General features: G+C 66.8%; 13 protein-coding genes. 9 read left to right on the top strand and 4 right to left on the bottom strand.

Annotated elements, in window-relative coordinates:
• Positions 1 to 92 precede the first annotated feature (92 nt).
• Positions 93 to 635 carry a GNAT family N-acetyltransferase gene (locus WG924_RS01255; RefSeq protein WP_345930998.1) on the bottom strand — a complete coding sequence of 181 codons (543 nt, stop codon included), beginning with the start codon at positions 633 to 635 and terminating at the stop codon, positions 93 to 95.
• A 292-nt stretch (positions 636 to 927) separates the two neighbouring features.
• Between WG924_RS01255 and WG924_RS01250 the strand changes: the two genes are divergently transcribed.
• The 6 genes from WG924_RS01250 (at position 928) to WG924_RS01225 (ending at position 12,874) form a co-directional block, all read left to right on the top strand.
• Entirely contained in the window at positions 928 to 1,716 is a 789-nt protein-coding gene (locus tag WG924_RS01250) for a DeoR/GlpR family DNA-binding transcription regulator (RefSeq protein ID WP_345930997.1), read from the top strand.
• Positions 1,713 to 2,831: an ABC transporter ATP-binding protein gene (locus WG924_RS01245; protein WP_345930995.1), complete on the top strand. Its 1,119-nt coding sequence runs from the start codon at positions 1,713 to 1,715 to the stop codon at positions 2,829 to 2,831. The genes WG924_RS01250 and WG924_RS01245 overlap by 4 nt, the downstream gene beginning before the upstream one ends.
• 88 nt (positions 2,832 to 2,919) lie before the next feature.
• On the top strand, positions 2,920 to 4,239 hold the full coding sequence (locus tag WG924_RS01240; RefSeq protein WP_345931729.1) for an ABC transporter substrate-binding protein: 1,320 nt from the start codon (positions 2,920 to 2,922) through the stop codon (positions 4,237 to 4,239).
• A gap of 97 nt (positions 4,240 to 4,336) precedes the next feature.
• On the top strand, positions 4,337 to 5,221 hold the full coding sequence (locus WG924_RS01235) for a carbohydrate ABC transporter permease (RefSeq protein WP_345930994.1): 885 nt from the start codon (positions 4,337 to 4,339) through the stop codon (positions 5,219 to 5,221).
• Positions 5,218 to 6,054, top strand: coding sequence for a carbohydrate ABC transporter permease (locus tag WG924_RS01230; protein WP_345930993.1), 837 nt, complete (start codon positions 5,218 to 5,220; stop codon positions 6,052 to 6,054). The genes WG924_RS01235 and WG924_RS01230 overlap by 4 nt, the downstream gene beginning before the upstream one ends.
• 226 nt (positions 6,055 to 6,280) lie before the next feature.
• Positions 6,281 to 12,874 (top strand): M10 family metallopeptidase C-terminal domain-containing protein, encoded by a 6,594-nt coding sequence (locus WG924_RS01225; RefSeq protein ID WP_345930992.1) that lies wholly within the window; start codon positions 6,281 to 6,283, stop codon positions 12,872 to 12,874.
• An 82-nt stretch (positions 12,875 to 12,956) separates the two neighbouring features.
• On the opposite strand, the gene WG924_RS01220 is transcribed toward WG924_RS01225, so the two are convergent.
• A complete protein-coding gene (locus WG924_RS01220) occupies positions 12,957 to 15,224 on the bottom strand; it encodes a TonB-dependent receptor (RefSeq protein WP_345930991.1) in 2,268 nt (755 codons plus the stop codon).
• Between the two features lie 80 nt (positions 15,225 to 15,304).
• The gene (locus WG924_RS01215; RefSeq protein WP_345930990.1) at positions 15,305 to 15,949 is read right to left on the bottom strand and encodes a TetR/AcrR family transcriptional regulator; all 645 of its coding nucleotides are present in this window, start codon (positions 15,947 to 15,949) and stop codon (positions 15,305 to 15,307) included.
• Between the two features lie 68 nt (positions 15,950 to 16,017).
• Between WG924_RS01215 and WG924_RS01210 the strand changes: the two genes are divergently transcribed.
• Complete coding sequence (locus WG924_RS01210) at positions 16,018 to 17,163, top strand: DUF2855 family protein (RefSeq protein WP_345930989.1); 1,146 nt, start codon at positions 16,018 to 16,020, stop codon at positions 17,161 to 17,163.
• A 45-nt stretch (positions 17,164 to 17,208) separates the two neighbouring features.
• On the top strand, positions 17,209 to 18,003 hold the full coding sequence (locus tag WG924_RS01205) for an SDR family oxidoreductase (RefSeq protein ID WP_345930988.1): 795 nt from the start codon (positions 17,209 to 17,211) through the stop codon (positions 18,001 to 18,003).
• A 67-nt stretch (positions 18,004 to 18,070) separates the two neighbouring features.
• On the opposite strand, the gene WG924_RS01200 is transcribed toward WG924_RS01205, so the two are convergent.
• Positions 18,071 to 18,790 (bottom strand): TetR/AcrR family transcriptional regulator, encoded by a 720-nt coding sequence (locus tag WG924_RS01200; RefSeq protein ID WP_345930987.1) that lies wholly within the window; start codon positions 18,788 to 18,790, stop codon positions 18,071 to 18,073.
• A 224-nt stretch (positions 18,791 to 19,014) separates the two neighbouring features.
• On the opposite strand from WG924_RS01200, the gene WG924_RS01195 reads away from it, so the two are divergent.
• A complete protein-coding gene (locus tag WG924_RS01195) occupies positions 19,015 to 20,919 on the top strand; it encodes an acyl-CoA synthetase (protein WP_372045148.1) in 1,905 nt (634 codons plus the stop codon).
• Positions 20,920 to 21,000: the final 81 nt, after the last annotated feature.

Below are 21,000 nucleotides of genomic sequence, written 5' to 3'. Positions count from 1 at the left end.
TAAAACCGGGTCAACCAAGGTTTACCCGCCGCGATCAAGACACCGCATAATGATCGATCAAGGAAGGCCGAACGGTCACAACGAAACGCGCGTCACGCCAAACGCTTCTCCAGGCGGAGCTTCTCGATCATCATGTGAAGATCACGGTCACGTGTGGTGAACCGTTCCACCAGCCGATATCCACGCCGCCGAAAGAAGGCGACCGCCCGATCGTTTCCGATCAGGGTTTCAAGCGTGACGCGTTTGCAGCCCCTGGCCGCTGCCGCCTGTTCAAACGCGGTCAGCAACTGGCTGCCAAGCCCCCGGCCCCAGGCACGCGGCTCCACCCACAGATCAGTCAACTGTTCGTCGCCGCTCTCGCTGGCCACCACGCCCAGCACATGGCCGCCGACATCGGCCACCAGCATCCGTTCGGGCGCATCCCGCAGGATTGCCGCGATCGGCGCGCCATCGGCCATCGGTGCGCGCGCCGATGCCGGCAGCAGGCCGCCGGGCCCCTTTTCCCAGGCGGCGATACACACCCGGAGCGCCGCCGCCGCGTCGCCGGCACGGATCTCGCGGACCGTCACCGGCAGATTGGCCGCCGCCGGCTTTGCCGCCGCAGCATCGCCCGTAGAACCGGTGCGTCTGTCCATTGCCTTGATGCCCTACCTGTCGCGCCTGCCGTCCCGTTCAACAGGCACGGGATGAGCCCTTCGGCCTGCGGGGAGGACGCTGTGTCATTGTGCAGCACCCCACCGGGCCGATCAAATGAAGCTTCTAGCCGAAATCAACCGTGGTGGGCCAGCAGCGAATGCGCAGGGGGCGTTCTGTTCGGATGAAAATCTCATATCGCGCGAACGAACGGATTATCGTCGTCAATCCGTCATCAAATGAAAACCGAAGCTTCTTTTGAACGGCCGGGCCGATGGGCTCACGATGCTGCACATGAACGCAACACGCCGCCGATCAGAAATTCTGGCCATGATCCGCGATGCCGGTTATGTCGGCATCGACGCCCTGGCCGCGCGCTTCGATGTGACGCCCCAGACCATCCGACGCGACGTGAACGTGCTGTCGGATGATGGCCGGCTGCGGCGCATGCATGGCGGCGCCGCCTGGCCCGACCGCAACATCGCCTATGGCACGCGCCAGGTGCTTAACCTGGCCGCCAAGCAGTCGATCGCGCGGGCCACGGCCGCACTGATCCCCGACGGCGCCTCGCTGTCGCTGGGCATCGGCACCACGCCCGAACAGGTGGCCCGGGTTCTGGCCGAACGCGGCGCCGCCTTCACCGTCATCACCAACAACGTCGCCATCGCCAATCTGCTGTCGGATGCGGGCCAGATCGACATCACCATTGCCGGCGGGCGGTTGAGCGACCGGGGCGTGGTGGGTGAGGCGGCGGAGCGGGTGTTCAGCGCCTATCGGGTCGATTTCGGCATCGCGGGGGTGGGGGGCATCGATCCCGACGGCACCCTGCTGGACTTCACCCCCGACGAAGTGCGCGCAAGGCTGGCGATCAGCCGTCATTGCCGGCATCGGCTACTGATCGCCGATGCATCGAAATTCGGCCGCACGGCCAGTGCCAGCGGCGGCCGGATCGACGACACCGACACCCTGATCACCGATCTGCCGCCCCCGGAGCCGATCGCGGCCCATCTCGACCGGGCGGGCACGCGCGTGATCGTCGCCGGCGAACAGGACCGGGTATGGCAACAGGAGACCGGCCGATGACCGGGATTGCGCCGCCGCCGATACCGGATCCCGCCGTCGGCGTCGGTCTGAGCCTGCATCATGTGTCGCGGCGCTGGGGCGATTTCAACGCACTGGACGATGTCTCGCTGGAGGCTCGCCCCGGCGAACTTCTGGTGCTGCTTGGGCCATCGGGCTGCGGCAAATCGACCACATTGCGGATCATTGCCGGGCTCGACACCGCCGATGCCGGCCGGGTGGTCATCGCCGGCCGCGACGTCACCCGGGTGCCCGCGGGCAATCGCGATCTGGCGATGGTCTTCCAGTCCTATGCGCTGTTTCCGCATCTGTCGGTCGCCCGCAACATCCTGTTCGGGCTGGAGGTGCGCGGCCTGCCCGTGACCGAACGCCAGCAGCGGCTTGCCGAGGTCGCCGGACTTCTGGGGCTGGACGGGCTGCTCGACCGGCGACCGGCACAGCTATCGGGGGGGCAGCAGCAGCGGGTGGCCCTGGGCCGGGCCCTGGTCGCCCGCGCGCCGCTGTGCCTGATGGACGAACCGCTGTCGAACCTGGATGCGCGGCTGCGGGCCGAGATGCGGCGCGAGATCCGCGCCCTGCAGCAGCGCCTGGGCCTGACCATGATCTATGTCACCCACGATCAGGCCGAAGCGATGAGCATGGCCGATCAGGTGGTGCTGATGAACGGTGGGCGCGTCGAACAGGCGGCGGCCCCCGACCGTCTGTATGAGCGGCCTGAGACGGTATTCGCCGCCCGCTTCATCGGCCAGCCACCGATCAGTCTGGTGCGGCCACCGCGCATGACCGGCCGGCTGGCAGGTGCGCGTGCCGAGGATATCACCTTGACGCCGCTGGCCGATCCGATGCGCCCGCGCCCACCCCGCCCCGCCCATCCCCTGACCGGCATGGTGGTCGACCGCGAATATCTGGGCGCCGACTGCCTTGTGGGCGTGCAACTGGATGGTTTCGCGCCCGCAGACGGACGGCTGACCGCACGGTTGCCCGGCCATCATCCCGCAAGCCCGGGCATGGTGGTCTCTGTGTCGATCGCCCATGGGCGCCTGCATGTCTTCGATGCCGCAACCGGCCGCCGCGTGGCAGATCCCGGCGCTAATGCCGGATCGTTGCTCGGCGCCTGAACCCTATCCGTTCCGCCCCCAACCGCCCTGCCCTCAAGCCCTGCTGGCTGACCCCGTCCACGCACCCCTCCGGAGGACATGTTAGATGATGCCCCGCATCCTGACCCAGACGGCACGCGCCGCCCTTGCCGGCGCCGCGACCATCGGCTTCGCCGCCGCGGCCATAGGCTTCGCCACCGCCGCCCACGCAGCCGACAAGACCAGCATCGATTTCTATTATCCGGTCGCGGTCGGCGGCCCGATCACCAAACTGATCGACGATTATGTCGCGCGCTTCGAGGCCGAGAACCCCGCCATCGACGTGAACCCGATCTATGCCGGCAGCTATCAGGACACGGTCACCAAGGCGCTGACCGCGTTCAAGGGCGGCGACGCCCCGGAACTGGCGGTGATGCTGTCGACCGACATGTACACGCTGATCGACGAAGGCGCGATCGTGCCCTTCGACGACATCGCCACCACCCCGGAACAGAAGGCCCTGCCCGACGCGTTCTATCCGGCGTTCATGGCCAACAGCCAGGCCGGCGGCAAGACCTGGGGCATTCCGTTCCAGCGGTCCACCATCGTCGCCTTCTGGAACAAGGATGCCTTCCGCGAGGCCGGACTCGACCCCGAGAAGGGGCCGGATAGCTGGGCCGAGTATGTCGACTATGGCCATAAGCTCACCAAACGCGACGACGCCGGCAACGTCACCCGCTGGGGCGTGCAGATCCCGTCCTCGGGCTTCCCCTACTGGCTGTTCCAGGCGCTGACCACCCAGAACGACATCGAACTGGCCAGCGATGACGGCACGGTCACTCATTTCGACGATCCGAAGGTGATCGAGGCGCTGAGCTTCTGGCGCAGCCTGTCGGCCGACGAGAAGATCCATGCCCCCGGCATCGTGGAATGGGGCACCACGCCGCGCGACTTCTTCGAAGGCAAGGCGGCGATGATCTGGACCACCACCGGCAACCTGACCAATATCCGCAAGAATGCGCCGTTCGACTTCGGCGTCGGCATGCTGCCGGCCAAGGCCCGGCGCGGATCGCCCACCGGCGGCGGCAATTTCTATGTGCTGTCGCAGGCGACCGATGCCCAGAAGCAGGCGGCGATGACCTTCGTCACCTGGATGACCACACCGGAGCGCGCGGCCCAGTGGGGCATCGATACCGGCTATGTGGCGGTGCGCCCCGATGCCTGGCAGACCCCGGCAATGCAGGCCTATGTGAAGGATTTCCCGCCCGCGGCCGTCGCCCGCGACCAGTTGGAGCATTCGGTGGCCGAGCTGTCGACGCATGAGAACCAGCGTGTCACCCAGGCGCTGAACAACGCGTTGCAGGCCGTGCTGACCGGTACCAAGGAACCCGCCCCGGCGCTGGCCGAGGCCCAGTCGGAAGCCCAGCGCATCCTGCGCAGCTATCGCTGAGCCGCGACACCGCGACCGTCATCGCCCCTGGATACCGGGTCGCCCCGCCCGACATCCAGGGGCGGTCTCGCCGTTTTCACGCCGAAAGCCACATCCGATGCGCCATCCGCCCGCGCTCCGCCATCTTCTGCCCGCGAGCCTGATGCTGCTGCCGGCGGTGGTGCTGCTTGGCGCCTTCACGCATCTGCCGGCGGTGCAGACGGTGATCTCGGCGCTCTATACCACCCCCAAGGCCAACCGGCCGGCCCGCTTCATCGGGCTCGATCATTACCGCTATCTGCTCGACGACCCGGTGTTCCTGAAGGCCGCCTGGAACAATCTGATCTTCGCGGCCGCCACCGTGCCGGCCACCATCCTGATCTCGCTGGGCATGGCGATGCTGGTGTCGTCGAAGATCCGTGGCCGCGGCCTGGCCCGGCTCGCCTTCTTCACGCCCACCGTGCTGCCGATGATCGCGGTCGGCAATATCTGGCTGTTCTTCTACACCCCCGGCTATGGCCTGCTCGACCAGATCGCCGGCCTGTTCGGCTTCGGCGCCACCAACTGGCTGGGCTCGCAGGAAACCGCGCTCGGCGCCATCATCGTGGTGGCGATCTGGAAGGAAGCCGGATTTTTCATGATCTTCTATCTGGCGGCCCTCACCCAGATTCCGCCGCAGTTGATCGAGGCGGCGACCCTGGAAGGCGCCGGGCCCTGGGCACGGTTCCGACGGGTGATCTGGCCCCTGGTGGCGCCGACCACCCTGTTCGTGCTGGTGAACGCCATCATCAATGCGTGCCGGATGGTCGATCACGTGATCGTCATGACCCGCGGCGGGCCCGACAACGCAACCACCCTGCTGCTGCTCTATGTCTATGAAACCGGCTTCCGGTTCTGGGATACCGGCTATGCGGCGGCGATCTCGGTGGTGCTGCTGGTCATCCTGGCGCTGGCCGGCATCGGCCAGTTCATCCTGCTGGATCGCAAGGTGCACTATCGATGAGCCGGACACGCCCATTCACGCGGCCTGATCGCGCCCTGCCCGGCCTGATCGATCTGGGCGCCTGGCTGCTGGCGGTGCTGTGGGCGCTGCCGGTGCTGTATGCGATCTGGACGGCGTTTCATCCCGGCGCCTATGCCACCCGGTTCAGCCTGTCGGCGCCCCTGACGCTCGACAATTTCCGCGCCGCCTGGGAGGCGGCGCCCTTCCCGCGCTATATGCTGAACACGGTGATGCTGGTCACCGGCATTCTGGCCGGACAACTGGTCATCGGCACTCTGGCCGCCTTCGCCTTCGCGCGGCTGCATTTTCCCGGCCGCGACCTGCTGTTCATCCTGGTGCTGATCCAGTTGACCATCATGCCCGACGTGCTGATCGTGCAGAATTACCGCACGCTCGAAGGGTTGGGGCTGGTGGATACCATCACCGGCGTCGGCCTGCCCTATATCGCCTCGGCCTTCGGCATCTTCCTGATGCGTCAGACCTTCCTGGGCATCCCCAAGGAACTCGACGACGCCGCCCGCCTGGAAGGCTGCGGGTTGTGGGGGCTGATGTGGCGGGTATATGTGCCCCTGGCCAGACCGGTCTATGTCGCCTATGGCCTGGTGTCGATCAGCCACCACTGGAACAATTTCCTCTGGCCGCTGGTGGTGACGCAGTCGGTGGAGACCCGGCCGCTGACCGTGGGCCTCGCCGTCTTCGCCTCGACCGATCAGGGCATCGACTGGTCGATCATCACCGCCGCCACCCTGCTGTCGGCGGCACCCTTGCTGATCGCCTTCCTGATCTTCCAGAGGGCCTTCGTCCAGTCGTTCATGCGGGCGGGGATCAAGTGACCAGACGCCCGCTCCACCGTCCCACCGTCGGGACTCGCGGCGACCAACGCATAAAGTGCGTTAAGATATTTTTAAGGATGAGACCCTAAGGCTGTTGAACATACAGGCGAATTCCTCAATCCACGGTACTTTCATAAAAGAGTCTTGATGTGCAATGGTTGACGGACAGCCGCGCCACATATCACCATGCGTCATCATGTGACCCCCCAGGCAAGGGAACCGCGGCATGGCGACGTATACCGGCACCGATGCGAATAATGTGATCAATGGCAGCTCCGGCGACGACACCATACTGGGCCTTGGCGGAGCGGATACGCTGCGTGGTCGCACGGGCAACGACATCATCGACGGTGGTGCCGGTTCGGATCAGATCGAGGGCGGCGACGGTGACGACGTCATCGATGGCGGCGACGGTGACGACGCAATAGAGGGCGGCGACGGCAACGACATCATTGATGGTGGCGAGGGTGACGACGGCATTCTCGGCGATGACGGCAATGACACGATCAGCGGCGGGACCGGTGCCGATGTTCTCGACGGCGGCCTTGGCAGCGATGTTCTCACCGGCGGGGCCGGCGCGGATCTGATTGCCGGCGGCGAACTGACGCTGCCTGCGGATATCGCCGAGCTCTACGATCCCGCCGAGGATGCCGACACCGCGTCCTATGCCGGCTCGGCTTCGGCCGTGAGCATCGATCTTTCCGTCCGCCAGACGGTGGCGGGCGCCTGGGCCGGCTTTGCGGGCGGCGCCCCCGTCACGATCACCAATGCCGTGATCGGCGCGGGCGGCGACGCCGAAGGCGACGTGCTGGTGGGGATCGAGAACCTGGAAGGTTCCGCCCATAACGACGTGCTGGGCGGCGATGACGGCATCAACACGCTGTCGGGCGGCGCCGGCGACGACCTGCTCCGCGGCGGCCTGGGCGCCGACACCCTCGACGGCGGCGATGGCACCGACACCGCCAGCTATGCCGGACGCATCACGGCCGTGGCCGCCGATCTCGCCACCGGCGCCAACTCCGATGGCGACATCTTCATCGGCATCGAGAACCTGACCGGCGGCACCGGCAACGACGACCTCGGCGGCGATGACGGCGCCAACACGCTCGCCGGCGGCGCCGGCGACGACGTTCTCCGAGGCGGGCTCGGCGCCGACACGCTCGATGGTGGCGACGGCACCGACACCGCCAGCTATGCCGACACCACCACCGGCATCACCGCCGATCTCGCCCTGGGGACCGCCAGTGATGGCGACACCCTCAACGGCATCGAGAACCTGACCGGCGGCACCGGCAACGACGATCTCGGCGGTGATGACGGCGCCAACACGCTCGCCGGCGGCGCCGGCGACGACGTTCTCCGAGGCGGGCTCGGCGCCGACGCGCTCGATGGGGGCGACGGCACCGACACCGCCAGCTATGCCGACACCACCGCCGGCATCACCGCCGATCTCGACCAGGGAACCGCCAGCGATGGCGACACCCTCGCCGGCATCGAGAACCTGACCGGCGGCAGCGGCGCCGATACCCTGATCGGCGATGACGGCGTCAACCTGCTCTCGGGCGGCGACGGCGACGACGTGCTCCGCGGCGGCCTGGGGGCCGACACGCTCGATGGCGGCGACGGCATCGACATCGCGAGCTATGCCGACCGCAGTGACGGGTTCGAGGCAGCCCTTGGCGGCACCGGCCCCGATGGCGATACGCTGATCTCGATCGAGGGTCTGGAAGGTGGCGACGGCGATGACCGGCTGACCGGCACCAATGGCACCGACATTCTGATCGGCGGTGCCGGCGACGATGTGCTCGACGGTGGCCTTGGCGCCGACCGGCTGGAGGGCGGCGCCGGCTTCGACATGGTCAGCTACGACAGCCGCATCGACGATCTGACCGTCGAACTCGACGGCGAAAACCCCGACGGCGATCTGTTGACCGGCATCGAGGGCGTCATTGGCGGATCGGGCGCAGACACCCTGATCGGCAATGCCGGAAACAACCGTCTCGAAGGGCGCGACGGGGACGATTATCTCAGCGGCGCTGGCGGCGATGACGAGCTGGCCGGTGGAGACGGGGATGACATTCTCGTCGGCGGAGCCGGCGCCGATGCCCTGATCGGTGGCAGTGGCTTCGACACGGCGGATTACGGAACGGCGGCAAGCGGCGTGCATGTCGACCTGATCACCGGCGGTTCTGCGGGCGACGCGGCCGGCGACCAGTATGACGGTATCGAGGCCGTCATCGGTTCCGCTCATGCCGATATCATCGCCGGCAGCGACACTGCCGACACCATCGATGGCGGCGTCGGCAACGACACGCTGGAAGGACACGATGGCGACGACCTTCTCCGCGGCGGCGCGGGCTCGGATACCCTCTCCGGCGGCCGCGGTGCCGACCGGCTGGAGGGTGGCGCCGGCTCCGACACCGCGAGCTATGCCGATGCGGCCGCCGGCGTCGCGGTCAGCCTGGTGTCCGGCGGCATCGGCACCGCGCCCGACGACGAGGCGACCGGCGATGTGCTGGTCGGCATCGAGCACCTCACCGGCAGCGCCCATGACGATCAGTTGATCGGCACCGCCGGCAACAACCGCCTGACCGGCGGCGCTGGCGACGATCTGCTCCAGGGCGGCCTCGGGCTCGACACCCTCGACGGCGGCGATGGGATCGATCTGGCCGATTATGCCGATCGCACCGGGCCGGTGACGGTGAACCTCACAACCGGCGTCAATCCGGATGACGATGTCTTCATCTCGATCGAGGGCGCCCGGGGCGGCAGCGGCAATGACATGCTCACCGGCAATGCCGGCGACAACCGGCTCGACGGCGGTGATGGCGACGACATCCTCGCGGGTGGCGACGGCAACGACACCCTGACAGGTGGCGCGGGCGCCGATACGATCGATGGCGGCGCAGGGTTCGACATCGCCGATTATGGCACCGATACCGGCGGGGTCACGGTCGATCTCGGCACCGGCACCAGTTCGGATGGCGACACGCTGACCGGCATCGAAGCCGTCAGCGGTGGCAGCGGCAACGACACCCTCACTGGCGACGCCCAGGCCAACACCCTCAGCGGTGGTGCCGGTGACGACACCCTCGACGGCGGCGCCGGGGCCGACAGTCTCGATGGCGGCGATGGCACCGACACCGTCAGCTATGCCAACCACGGCGCCGGTGTCACGGTCGATCTCGAAACCGGCGCCAACCCCGATGGCGACAGCTTCATCTCCATCGAGAACCTGACCGGCACCGCGTTCGACGACGTCCTGACCGGCGCGGCCGGTGCCAATGTCATCCGCGGCCTTGGCGGCAACGACCTGCTTGCCGGCGGCCTTGGCGACGACACCCTCGATGGCGGCGATGGCACCGACACCGTCAGCTATGCCGCGGCAACGGCGGCGGTTTCCGTGAATCTCGGCACAGGCCTGGCCGCAGGCGGCGATGGCACCGATACCCTGATCGCGATCGAGAATGTCACCGGCTCGGCTTTCGATGATGTGATCGCCGGCTCGGAGGGTGCGAATGCCATCGATGGCGGCGACGGCATCGATACGGTGACCTATGCAGACGCCGGCGCCGGGATGCGCATCGATCTCGCCACCGGCGAAGCGGGTCTTGGCAACTTCCTGGGCTTCGCGGACGGCGCACCGATCGATCAGATCGCGAACGTCGAAGCGGTGATCGGCAGCGCCTATAACGACGTCATCCTGTCGGTCGCCGGCGCCAGCATCGATGGTGCTGCCGGCAACGACATCCTGGTGAGTTCGGCCGGCAGCGAGGCCATGGCCGGCGGCGACGGGATCGACGGGGTCTATTATGGTGATGCCGCAGGCGGCGTGACGGTCGATCTCGCCCTTGGCAGTGGCACGGAAGGTGAAGCGGCCGGCGACACCTACGACACCATCGAGAACGTCTATGGCAGCCAGTTCGACGACATCCTGACCGGCAATGACGACGCCAACATCCTGGTCGGCTATGCCGGCGACGACACCCTCAGCGGCGGCCTTGGCGACGACACCCTCTATGGCGGCGCCGGCGCCGACCATATCGATGGCGGCGACGGCATCGACACGGTCTCGGCAAGCGATGCCCAGACCGGGATGACGATCGACCTCGCCACCGGCACCACCTCGGACCAGGATGTTCTGATCTCGATCGAGAACGCCACCGGCAGCAGCCATGACGACACGATCATTGGCGATGACGGCGATAACCGCCTGAGCGGCAGTTCCGGCAACGACCGGCTGATCGGCGGGCTGGGCGCCGACCAGCTTATCGGCGGCGAGGGCTTCGACTATGCCAGCTATGAGGACCGCACCACCGGCATCACGGTCAATCTGGGCGCGACGGAAGGCAATGAGGACCAGTTCTCATCCATCGAAGGCCTGATCGGCGGCAGCGGTGACGACACCCTGAACGGCACCGGCATCGCCAACATCCTGGACGGCGGCGATGGCGACGACCGCCTGGCCGGCGGCGATGGCGACGACATCCTGCGCGGCGGCACCGGCGACGACATCCTGCGCGGCGGCAATGGTGCCGATCGCCTGGAGGGCGGCAGCGGCAGCGACACCACGAGCTATGTCGAGCAGGGCGGCAGCCTGATCATCGACCTCGTGGCCGGCACCAGCAGCCAGGGCGACCAGTTGATCGACATCGAGAATGTGACCGGCGGCCAGTCGGGCGACATGATCATCAGTGCGATCGGCGCCAATGTCATCGACGGCCATACCGGCAGCGACACGGTCAGCTATGAAGCCTTCACCACAGACGTCACCGTCGATATCGGCGGTGCGAACTCCGACGGCGATACCCTGATCTCGATCGAGAACCTGATCGGCGGCAGTGGCAACGACACGCTCAGCGGCGATGGCGGCGCCAACACGCTCGACGGCCGCGACGGCAACGACGTGCTCGCCGGCGGTGAAGGCATCGATACGCTGAGCGGCGGCACCGGCGACGACGTGCTTCGCGGCGGCCACGGGGCCGACAGGCTCGACGGCGGCGACGGTTTCGACATCGCCAGCTATCTGGAACAGTGGACCGGCCAGACCATCGACCTCGCCACCGGCGCCAACACCCATGGCGACACGCTGATCTCGATCGAAGGCGTGATCGGCGGCAATGGCGGCGACACCATCACCGGCGATGCCGGCGACAACCTGCTGAGCGGCGCCGCCGGCAACGACCTGCTGGCCGGCGGCCTGGGCAACGACACCCTCGACGGCGGCGACGGCACCGACACGGTCAGCTATGCCGCGGCGGCGGCAGCGGTCACCGTGAACCTCGGCGCCGGCACGGCCAGCGGTGACGGCAGTGACGCGCTCGTGGCGATCGAGAATGTCATCGGGTCGGCGTTTGACGATACGGTCACCGGCAGTGATGGCGTCAACGTCATCGGCGGCGGCGCTGGTGACGACACCATCCTTCGCAGCGATGGCGCGGATGTCATTGATGGCGGGGATGGGTTCGATACGCTGAGTTATGCGGATGCGACGGACAGTGTCGTGTTCGACATGATAAACGGAACAGCCGGCTATGGCATTCCATCGACAGGTGAATACACGACAACGGACATAGATCAGTTTTCCGGAATCGAACAGGTTATCGGTGGTGATTTTGATGATAAGGTTATAGCATCAGATCAAGGAATTACTTTTATCGGTGGCACTGGCCGAAATAGCCTAATCGCTGGCACTGGTGTCGATATTTTCTACGGTGGCACAGATAATGATATTGTTAATTATATTCACACTGAGGTTTCAATCCAGGTAGACCTTATGACTGGAACTGGCAGCGGAGGCTATGCTGAGGGCGACCGATACTTTGACGTCGACACTATTATCGGAAGTCAAGCTGGCGATCATCTGAAAGGAAGTTCTGGCAACGACGTCCTGAACGGCTGGGAAGGTGACGACGTCGTCGAAGGCGGTGACGGCGACGACACCTTGAGTGGCTATCTTGGCATCGATATCGTCGATGGCGGCGACGGGAACGACACTCTCTGGTCGGGAGATTCGCCTATTGCCCTCGTCGCAGACCTAGCCGCCGGCACCACGGGGGACGGCGACACGCTGATCTCCATCGAAAATCTCCTGGGCTCCAACATCGCAGACACGCTCCTTGGCGACGCCGGCGTCAACACCCTCACCGGCAACGCCGGCAACGACCTCCTCAACGGCCGCGGCGGCGCCGATACGCTCGATGGCGGCACCGGCACCGACACCGCCAGCTATGAGGATGCAACAGGCGCCATCACGGTCGATCTGGCCCTGGGGACGGCATCCGATGGCGATACCCTGATCTCGATCGAGAACCTGATCGGCGGCAGTGCCGGCGATACCCTGACCGGCAGCACCGCCGCCAACCAGATCGAGGGCCGGGACGGCAACGACGTGATCGATGGCGGCAGCGGCAACGATATCCTGCTTGGCGGGGCCGGCGACGACGTGCTGATCGGCAATGCCAACCGCGACATCATGACCGGTGGCGACGGTGCCGACCGGTTCGTGTTCCAGTCGCTGTCGGATAGCAGCATCGGCGGCGCCACCCGCGACCGGATCATGGATCTGGACATCGCCGCGGGCGACCGGATCGATTTCTCCACCCTCGATATCGATCCCGCGACCACCGCACGCGAGGCGCTGACCTATATCGGCACCGGCGCCTATAGCGGCACCGCCGGTGAAGTCCGCATCGCCGACTCGTCCAATGCCGGCTTCACCGCCATCGCCATGGACAGCGACGGCGACGGCACCAGCGACTTCATCATCGAGGTCGCCATGCCGCTCGCCAACCTCACCGCCGACGCCTTCCTGTTCTGAGCGGCCGGCGAGCGGACACGACAATGGCGGCGGAGGGCTTCCTCCGCCGCCATCTGCGTTCACTCGCTGGCCTGCCCTTGGCTCAGAACTTCAGCGAGGCGAAGGCCCGCACCCCGCGCCCCGGCGCCAGCACCTCGTCCTTCTTGAACGACACCGCGTTGCGGATGTCCTCGTCCAGAAGATTGGTGCCCTTCACGCCGAAGGTGACCAGGGTCGGCACGCCGCCGCTGGTGAAGGCGGTGGTATAAGACAGTTCCGCCTCCAGCATGTCATAGCCATCGGTGCTGGTCTCGTTGACCGACATACGGGTCTGGTCGAAGGCATGCAGAATGCCGACGCGTGCCCACCAGGCGTCGTCCGCCCACCAGATGCCGCCACCCAGGCGCTGCGGCGGGATGCGCGGAACATTGTCGCCGCCGTCGAATTCGGCATGCACCAGATCGTACCGCCCATCAAGGCCGACCACGCCCCCGGCCAGATCCGCCAGATCGAGGCGCGCCTTCAACTCGGTGCCATAGAACACCGCGTCCTGCTGGCTATAGGCGACCTGATCGAATTCGCCATCGCCGCCGCCGCAGGATGCGAAATCCTCGTCGCAGGTCACACCGGTCAGGCGCTTGTAGATGAAGCCGTCGAAACGGGTATAGAAGGCCGCGGCGTCGAAACGCAGCCGGCCGGTGTCGCGGGCCAGCCCGATTTCCAGCGTGGTCGCGGCCTCGGTATCCAGACCAGGATTGCCGATCTCGAAGGTGCCGGAGGCGTGATGCGAGCCCTTTGAGAACAGTTCCGCCGCCGAGGGCGCCCGCTCGACATATTGCGCGGTGGCCCGCGCCACCAGCCCGTGCGGCAGATCCTGAAGCACGCCGATGCTGCCGCTGCCGGCCAGGAAGTCCTTGCGGGCGCTGCTCAGCGCCGGATCATCCGCGCCCGGCAGCAGATCGGCCGGGAAATCCGCCGCCTGACCGGTCACGCGCGTCCGCTCCAGCCGGCCCGCCGCCTGAAGCCGCAAGCCGCCGCCCAGCGCCAGTTCCTCGAACACATAACCGGCGACCGCCAGCGTCTCGGCCGGCGCCAGCAATTCATCGGCCTCACCGGTGGTGGTGAGCTTCTGGTGGGTCAGTTGCAGGCCCAGCGCGCCATCCAGCGGCCCGGCCGCGGTGGCAACCGGCACGTGCTGAAGCTCGATCCGGCCTTCCCAGTCGCGGCTGGCATAGCTGCCATGGACATGAGCGCCCTCGTCCGCCTCGTCGTGTTCGTCATGATCGTCGTCATGATCGTGGTCGTGATCATGGTCATGATCATGGTCATGGTCATGGTCGTGATCATGGTCGTCGTGATCGTCCTCATGCTCATGCTCATGCGCGAGGCCGATCTCGTCATGGTCATAGCGCGAATACCCCGCCCAGACCCGGACCGCGCTCAACCAGCCACGTTCGGGCCGGTATTCACCAAGGCCACGCCAGGTCACCTGCTCCATGTCGATCCGGGTCTGAAGCTCGGCTTCCTCGCCGCCCGGAATGTCATAGACGCTGCCATAGCGCGACAGCGACGTGCCGATATAGCCATTGTCGAAGATATAGCTGCCGCCGATCGACTGACCATCGGCCTTGACGCTGCTGTTCGCCTGGGTGCCGCCATCAGGCAGATCGTAATCGCCGGCCCTGCGGCCGAAGGCGTCGGCATGCAGCGCCACGCCGCCATGGCGGGTGGTCAGCGACACAGCACCGTCGAGATCCTCGGCGGTGGAGCCGAAGCCGCCCTGAATGCGGCCGCGCGACTGCCCCGGCGCGATGTCGACGGGGATCCGGTCATTCGACACATCGACCACGCCGCCGATCGCCTGCGAGCCCCAGCGCAGGGTGGCGGGGCCGCGGATCACCTCGACCCGCTCGGCGGCCAGCGGATCGATCGGCACGCCATGATCCTCGCCCAGCGCCGAGACGTCATGGGCGCCGATGCCGTTTTCCTGCACCCGCACCCGCTCGCTGTCCAGGCCGCGGATGACCGGCCGGCTGGCACCGGGCGCGAAGCTGCTGGCGGTGATGCCCGGCTCTGCGTCCAGCACGTCGCCCAGGGTCCGGCCGGCATCGAAATCGAGCTGATCGCGATCGACCAGGGTCACCGGCACGAAGCTGCCGGCGGTGACCGGCGACAATCCCGGCAGGCCGTCATCGGCCACCACGGCACCGTCCCGCGCGATCGGGCTGGCAGCTGTCACCACCAGTCCAGGCAGGGCCGCAGGTGCCGATCCCGCTTGCGGCTCCTCGGCCACGGCGACCGCACAGCCCATGGTGACGGCACTGATGGCTGTGGTGCAGAACAACGCCGTCCGGCGCGCGGTTCGAAGCATGGTGCCCCCGCTCAATTTTCAACAGTAATGTTATAACGTATCTCTTCTTAGCCGCAGCCTGCCGCTCATGCAACCCCGGATCAGCCAGCTTTCGATGAACCGCCGTCAAACATCCGACAGGCGATCGCCTCAAGCCCCGCCACCCAGTCGCCGATCTCAAGCCCGGTCGGCTCGACCAGCAGGACATAACGGCGGGTGCCAAGCACGGTGACGAACAGCGCCCGGATGCGCCGGGCATCGACACCCGGCGGCAGATCCGGCCAGGTCTGAATGATCCGCACCCAGGCCTCGGACAGTTCCTCATAGACCCGGCGGTGATGCTTGTCCTCGGCAATGGCATGCTCGATCGTCAGCATCGCGTGGTCGAAACAGGGGGCCGCGCCATCGGCGCCGCAGGTCATCCGCACCATCCGCGACAGCCGCTCGGGCCAGGGCAGAGCGCGGGCCGCCAGCGCGTCCTCGTCCAGCCGGCGCAGCAGATCGTCGATGCAATGCCGGACATAGCCTGAAAACAGCGCAGTCCGGTTGGGGAAATAATCATAAAGCGTGCCGACCGCGAAACCGGTCTCGGCGGCCACCGCCTTGGTGGTGACGGCGTCGGGGCCGTCGCGCAGCCATATCCGAACCATGCCGTCATAGATCGCCTGCACCGTGAACCGGGCGCGGGCCTGCGACGGCCGTTTCAGCGGCTTGTGGACGGCGGATTTCGGGGGCGGTGGCGGCATGGCAAATCCGAACCCCTGGTTTCGGGCAATCCGGTAGTCTCGATCAACAGCAACCGGAGGATACACCGATGACCCCGCTCACCACCACGGCCCGCCTGCTGACACCGAAATCCGATCTCGGCGGCGCGCTGATCGAGACCATCGACGAGGCACCGCCTGCCCCTGGCGACATCCGGCTCAAGCTCGACCGCTTCGCGCTGACCACCAACAACATCACCTATGCCGCCTTCGGCGACGCGATGCGCTATTGGGATTTCTTCCCCACCGGCCGCGACGGCCACGGCCATATGCCGGTCTGGGGCTTCGCCGATGTCGTGGCCTCGACGGTCGAGGGGATCGCTGCGGGTGAGCGGTTCTATGGTTATTTCCCGATCAGCGATCTGGTGCGGATGACGCCCGGCCGGATCACGCCGCGCGGCTTCTATGACGTCGCCCCGCATCGGCTGCCGCTGACCTCGGCCTATAACCAGTACACCCGGTGCAGCCAGGACGCCGCCTATGATCCGGCGCGTGAGAATGCCCAGATGCTGGTGCGGCCGCTGTTCATCACCTCCTTCGTGCTGGCCGATTATCTGGCCGATAATGGCTGGTTCGGCGCCAGCCGGCTGGTGGTGTCCAGCGCGTCGTCGAAGACCGCCTATGGCGCCGCCTTCTGCCTGGGCGCCGCCCGCGCGGCCGGCCGGATCGAGCTTGTCGGCCTGACCAGCGCCGGCAATCGCGGTTTCACCGAAGACCTCGGCCTGTATGACCGGGTCGTGACCTATGACCGGCTGGAGGATATCGCCGCCGACCGCCCGGTGCTCTATGTCGATTTCTCGGGCGATGACCGGCTGCGCGCGCGGATCCACGGGCATTTCGGGCCGGCCCTTGTCCATGACTGTCTGGTCGGCTCCGCCGCCAACACCGCACCTCTCGATCGGACACTGGCGCATGGCGCCACCCTGCCCGGCCCGGCGCCGGTGATGTTTTTCGCGCCGGTCCAGATCCGCAAGCGCAATACCGATTGGGGCGGGGCCGAATTCACCCGGCGCTTCAACATCGACCAGACCGCCTTCATCACCCACGCCACCACCGGCGACGCTCCCTGGATGACGATCAGCGAGACGCGGGGCATGGACGCGGCCGCGGCGCAGATCCGACAACTGCACGATGGCACCGCCGATCCGCGCGTGGGACATGTCATCGTTTTGGATCAGCCGGCTTCCCGCCTATAGTTGTCGCCGCAACAAGAAACCACACACGCCGGAGGAACTCCCCCCATGAAGTTGGACAACAAGGTCATCGTCGTTACCGGCGGCGGTGCCGGCATCGGCCGGGCGCTGTGCCAGCGTTTCACCGCGGAAGGCGCCAAGGCGGTGATCGCCGTCGACCTGAACGGCGATGCCGCAGCGGAAACCGCCACATCGGGCGCGGCCCAGGGTCATTATCAGGTCGATGTGTCGAATTTCGACCAGATGGCGGCCATGGTCGACGATGTCGAAGCCAAATTCGGTCCGATCGACCTGTTCTGCTCGAATGCCGGTATCGGTCTGGGCGATCCGGACTTCGACAACGCCGCCTCGTCATCCGAGGAACACTGGCAGCGGAGCTGGGGCGTCAATGTCATGGCGCATGTTCATGCGGCCAAGCTGCTGGTGCCGCGCATGAAAGCGCGCGGCCATGGCTATTTCCTGAACACGGTCTCGGCGGCCGGGCTGCTGTCGCAGATCGGCAGTGCCACCTATTCCACCACCAAGCATGCCGCCATCGGCTTTGCCGAAGCGCTGGCGATCGCGCACAAGGATGACGGTATCCGCGTTTCGGCGCTGTGCCCGCAGGGTGTGGAAACCGCCATGCTCCGCTCCATGGCCGGCAACCCCGCCTCGCTCGACGGCGTTCTCACCCCCGAAGACGTCGCCGGCATCGTGGTCGAGGCGATCGAGGCCGAACGCTTCCTGATCCTGCCGCACGAGATCGTGCTGAAATACATGCGCAACAAGACCAGCGATTACGAACGCTGGATCGGCGGCATGGTCAAGCTGCGCCGCAGCATCAAGGCCGCCCGCACCGACTGATCGGGCCAGACTGATCGGGCCAGACGAACCGGGTCGCGTCGGCTCATCGGCCGTGGCCGCCGTGGGGTCAGCCCTGAACCTCCGGCAGCCCGGCCAGATGGCCCAGGAACAGGTCGCGCAGGCTGGTGCCCAGCAGGCGCGCGAAGTCGAACCGGAATGGCGCCATGTCGTCGCGGTCATACAGCGCCGCCAGATGCGGCGGCGGGCTTGCCAGATGATGGCAGCCGATCAGGCAGGCGAAGATACCGGGCATCACCGACGCGGCATCCCGGGCCGACACCCCCAGCACCCGTGCCAGCGCGCGGGTGAAGCTGTCGAGCCGATCGAGCATGCCGCGTTTGCTGGCATAGAGCGCCTCAGGGTCGAGCCTGGGTTCGAGCGACCCGTGCAGCGCGGCATTCAGCCGGGCCATCAGCGGCACATCCATGCACGCCCCGACGATGGCAGCCGACGCAGCCCGTGCTGCATCGGCCTGATAGCCGGCCACCGCCGGATCGGCGGCAGGCTTGGCTGCGAACCGCGCGTCGATGCGGTCGAACCAGCGACGGTTGGTGCGATCATACAGCGCCAGGAACAGGGCTTCCTTCGACGGCGCATATAGATAGACCGTGCCCTTGGCGACGCCGGCCGCGCGGGCCACGTCCTCGATGCCCACCGCCTCGACGGTCGGTGCCGCTTCATACAAGGCACAGGCGGCGTCGAGAATGCTCTCGAACCGCGCGGCCTTGGCCTCGGTGCTGCGGGCGCGCCGGGTGCCCTGCCCGGTCGCGCTGGTGCTGGCGGTCAATCGCGGCATCCTTCGTCCTGCATCATGAGACAGGTCCGGCGCATCGTCCCACCTGTTCCCTCTGGCGCAGGATGGCCGCGAAGTCGCGGCGGGGCAAGCGCCACAGATCGATACAGGTCGCACTGTTTGTCTCGACCAGCCCGGTCCGGAAAGGCATCATCCGCTGCACAATCAAGCCTGCTTGTGAGGAAACAGCCGCCATGTCCATGCGCACCCGCCATCCGATGGGCCCCCGCTTTCACATCACCGGCATCGTCGATGTCGAGCGGATCGAGCGCGAGATGCCGTTGTCGGAGCGCATCGCCTTCACCAGCACCTATGACGTCCTGCGCTGGGCGGCCGATGCCTATGGCGATGCGCCGGCCCTGTCGCTGATCGCAGGCGGAACCGCGGACGAGTTCCCCCGCACCCTGGGCTATCAGGCCTTCTTCAAGGCCGTGACCCGCACCGCCAACGGCCTTGCATCGCTGGGTGTGGGCCGTGGCGACGGTGTGGCGCTGCTGATGCCCAATCTGCCTGAGACCCATCTGGCGATCTGGGGCGCCGAAGCGGTCGGCATCGCCGCCCCGATCAACCCCCTGCTCGGCATCGACCAGATCGCCGAGATCGCGGAGGCGGCCGATGCGCGGGTGATCGTGGCCCCGGGGCCGATGGCCGGCAGCGATCTGTGGGAAAAGGCGCTGGCTGCGGCGGAACGGCTGCCCGCGATCACCACGGTGCTGAAGGTGGGCGGCGGGCCGGTGGACATGGCCCGCCACCCCAAGGTGCGTGATTTCGCCGAGCTGCTGGCGTCCAGCCCCGATGACGCGCCGGTCGGGTGGACGGAGCCGCAGCCCGACGATGTCTGCGCCTATTTTCACACCGGCGGCACCACCGGCACGCCCAAGCTTGCCCGGCATCTGCACCGCAATCAGATCTATATGGGCTGGGTTCTGGCGCGCTTCGTCGACATGTCACCGGCCGACTGCACGCTGTCGGGGCTGCCGCTGTTCCATGTCAACGCGGTGCATGTCAGCGGCCTGGCGCCGTTCATGGCCGGCGCGCATGTGGTGCTGGCCTCCCCCGCCGGCTATCGCAATCCGGCGGTGATCCAGAATTTCTGGCGGCTGGTGGAACGCTTCCGGGTCACCATGTTCTCGACCGTGCCGACGGTGTGCACGGCGCTGATGCAGGTGCCGGTGGCCGGCGCCGATCTGTCGAGCCTGCGCTTCGCCGTGGTCGGCGCCGCCCCCCTGCCGGTCGAGGTGATCCGCAATTTCGAGGCGCTGACCGGCATCCGCATCCTGGAAGGCTATGGCCTGACCGAAGGCACCTGCGCATCGGCGGTGAACCCCGCCTTCGGCCAGCCCGTTGCCGGATCGGTCGGCATCCGCTTCCCCTATCAGGACATGAAGGCGGTGATCGTCGACAGCGACGGCGCTTATCTTCGCGATGCGGCGGTCGATGAAATCGGCGTGCTGTGCCTGAAGGGGCCGAACGCGATCGGCGGCTATAAGCAGGAGCGGTTCAACAAGGGCCTGTTCGTGGCCGATGGCTGGGTGTCCACCGGCGATCTGGCGCGGATCGATGCCCAGGGCCGGATCTTCCTGGCCGGGCGTGCCAAGGATCTGATCATCCGCGGCGGCCACAACATCGACCCGCAATCGATCGAAGACGTGCTGCATGCCCATCCCGCCGTGGCGCTGGCCGGCGCGGTCGGCCGCCCCGACGCCTATGCGGGCGAAATCCCGATCGCCTATGTGACGCTGAAGCCCGGCACCACGGTAACCGCCGAAGCGCTGAAGGACTGGGCGCGAGAGCGCGTCTCGGAGCGCCCGGCCGCCCCGGCCGAGGTGATCATCCTGGACGAGATGCCGGTGACCGCCATCGGCAAGATCTTCAAGCCGACCCTGCGCTATATGGCGACCGACCGGGTCTATGCGGGCGAACTGGCCGGCCTTGCGCATGAACACGGGCTGAGTGCCACGGTCGTCACCGGCCAGGACGGCAGCCATGGCACCGCCGCCATCGTCACCTTGCGCCGGGCCGATGGCAGCGCGGTGCCCGAGGTTCAGCGGCCGGCATTGACCGAAGCGGTCGGCCATGTGCTGGGCCGGTTCCCGGTGTCACACCGGGTCGCCTTCGGCTGATCGGCCCCAACTGCCGAATGACGCTTGATATGCATCATCATCGATGCATATACTTCGACGTCGATGTATAGCGCCGGAGTG

Source organism: Tistrella arctica, from assembly GCF_039630945.1.
In the GTDB taxonomy this organism is placed as follows: Bacteria; Pseudomonadota; Alphaproteobacteria; order Tistrellales; family Tistrellaceae; genus Tistrella; species Tistrella bauzanensis.
Note: the sequence above shows the minus strand (reverse complement) of the source record. Positions and strands in the feature narration are given on the sequence as shown.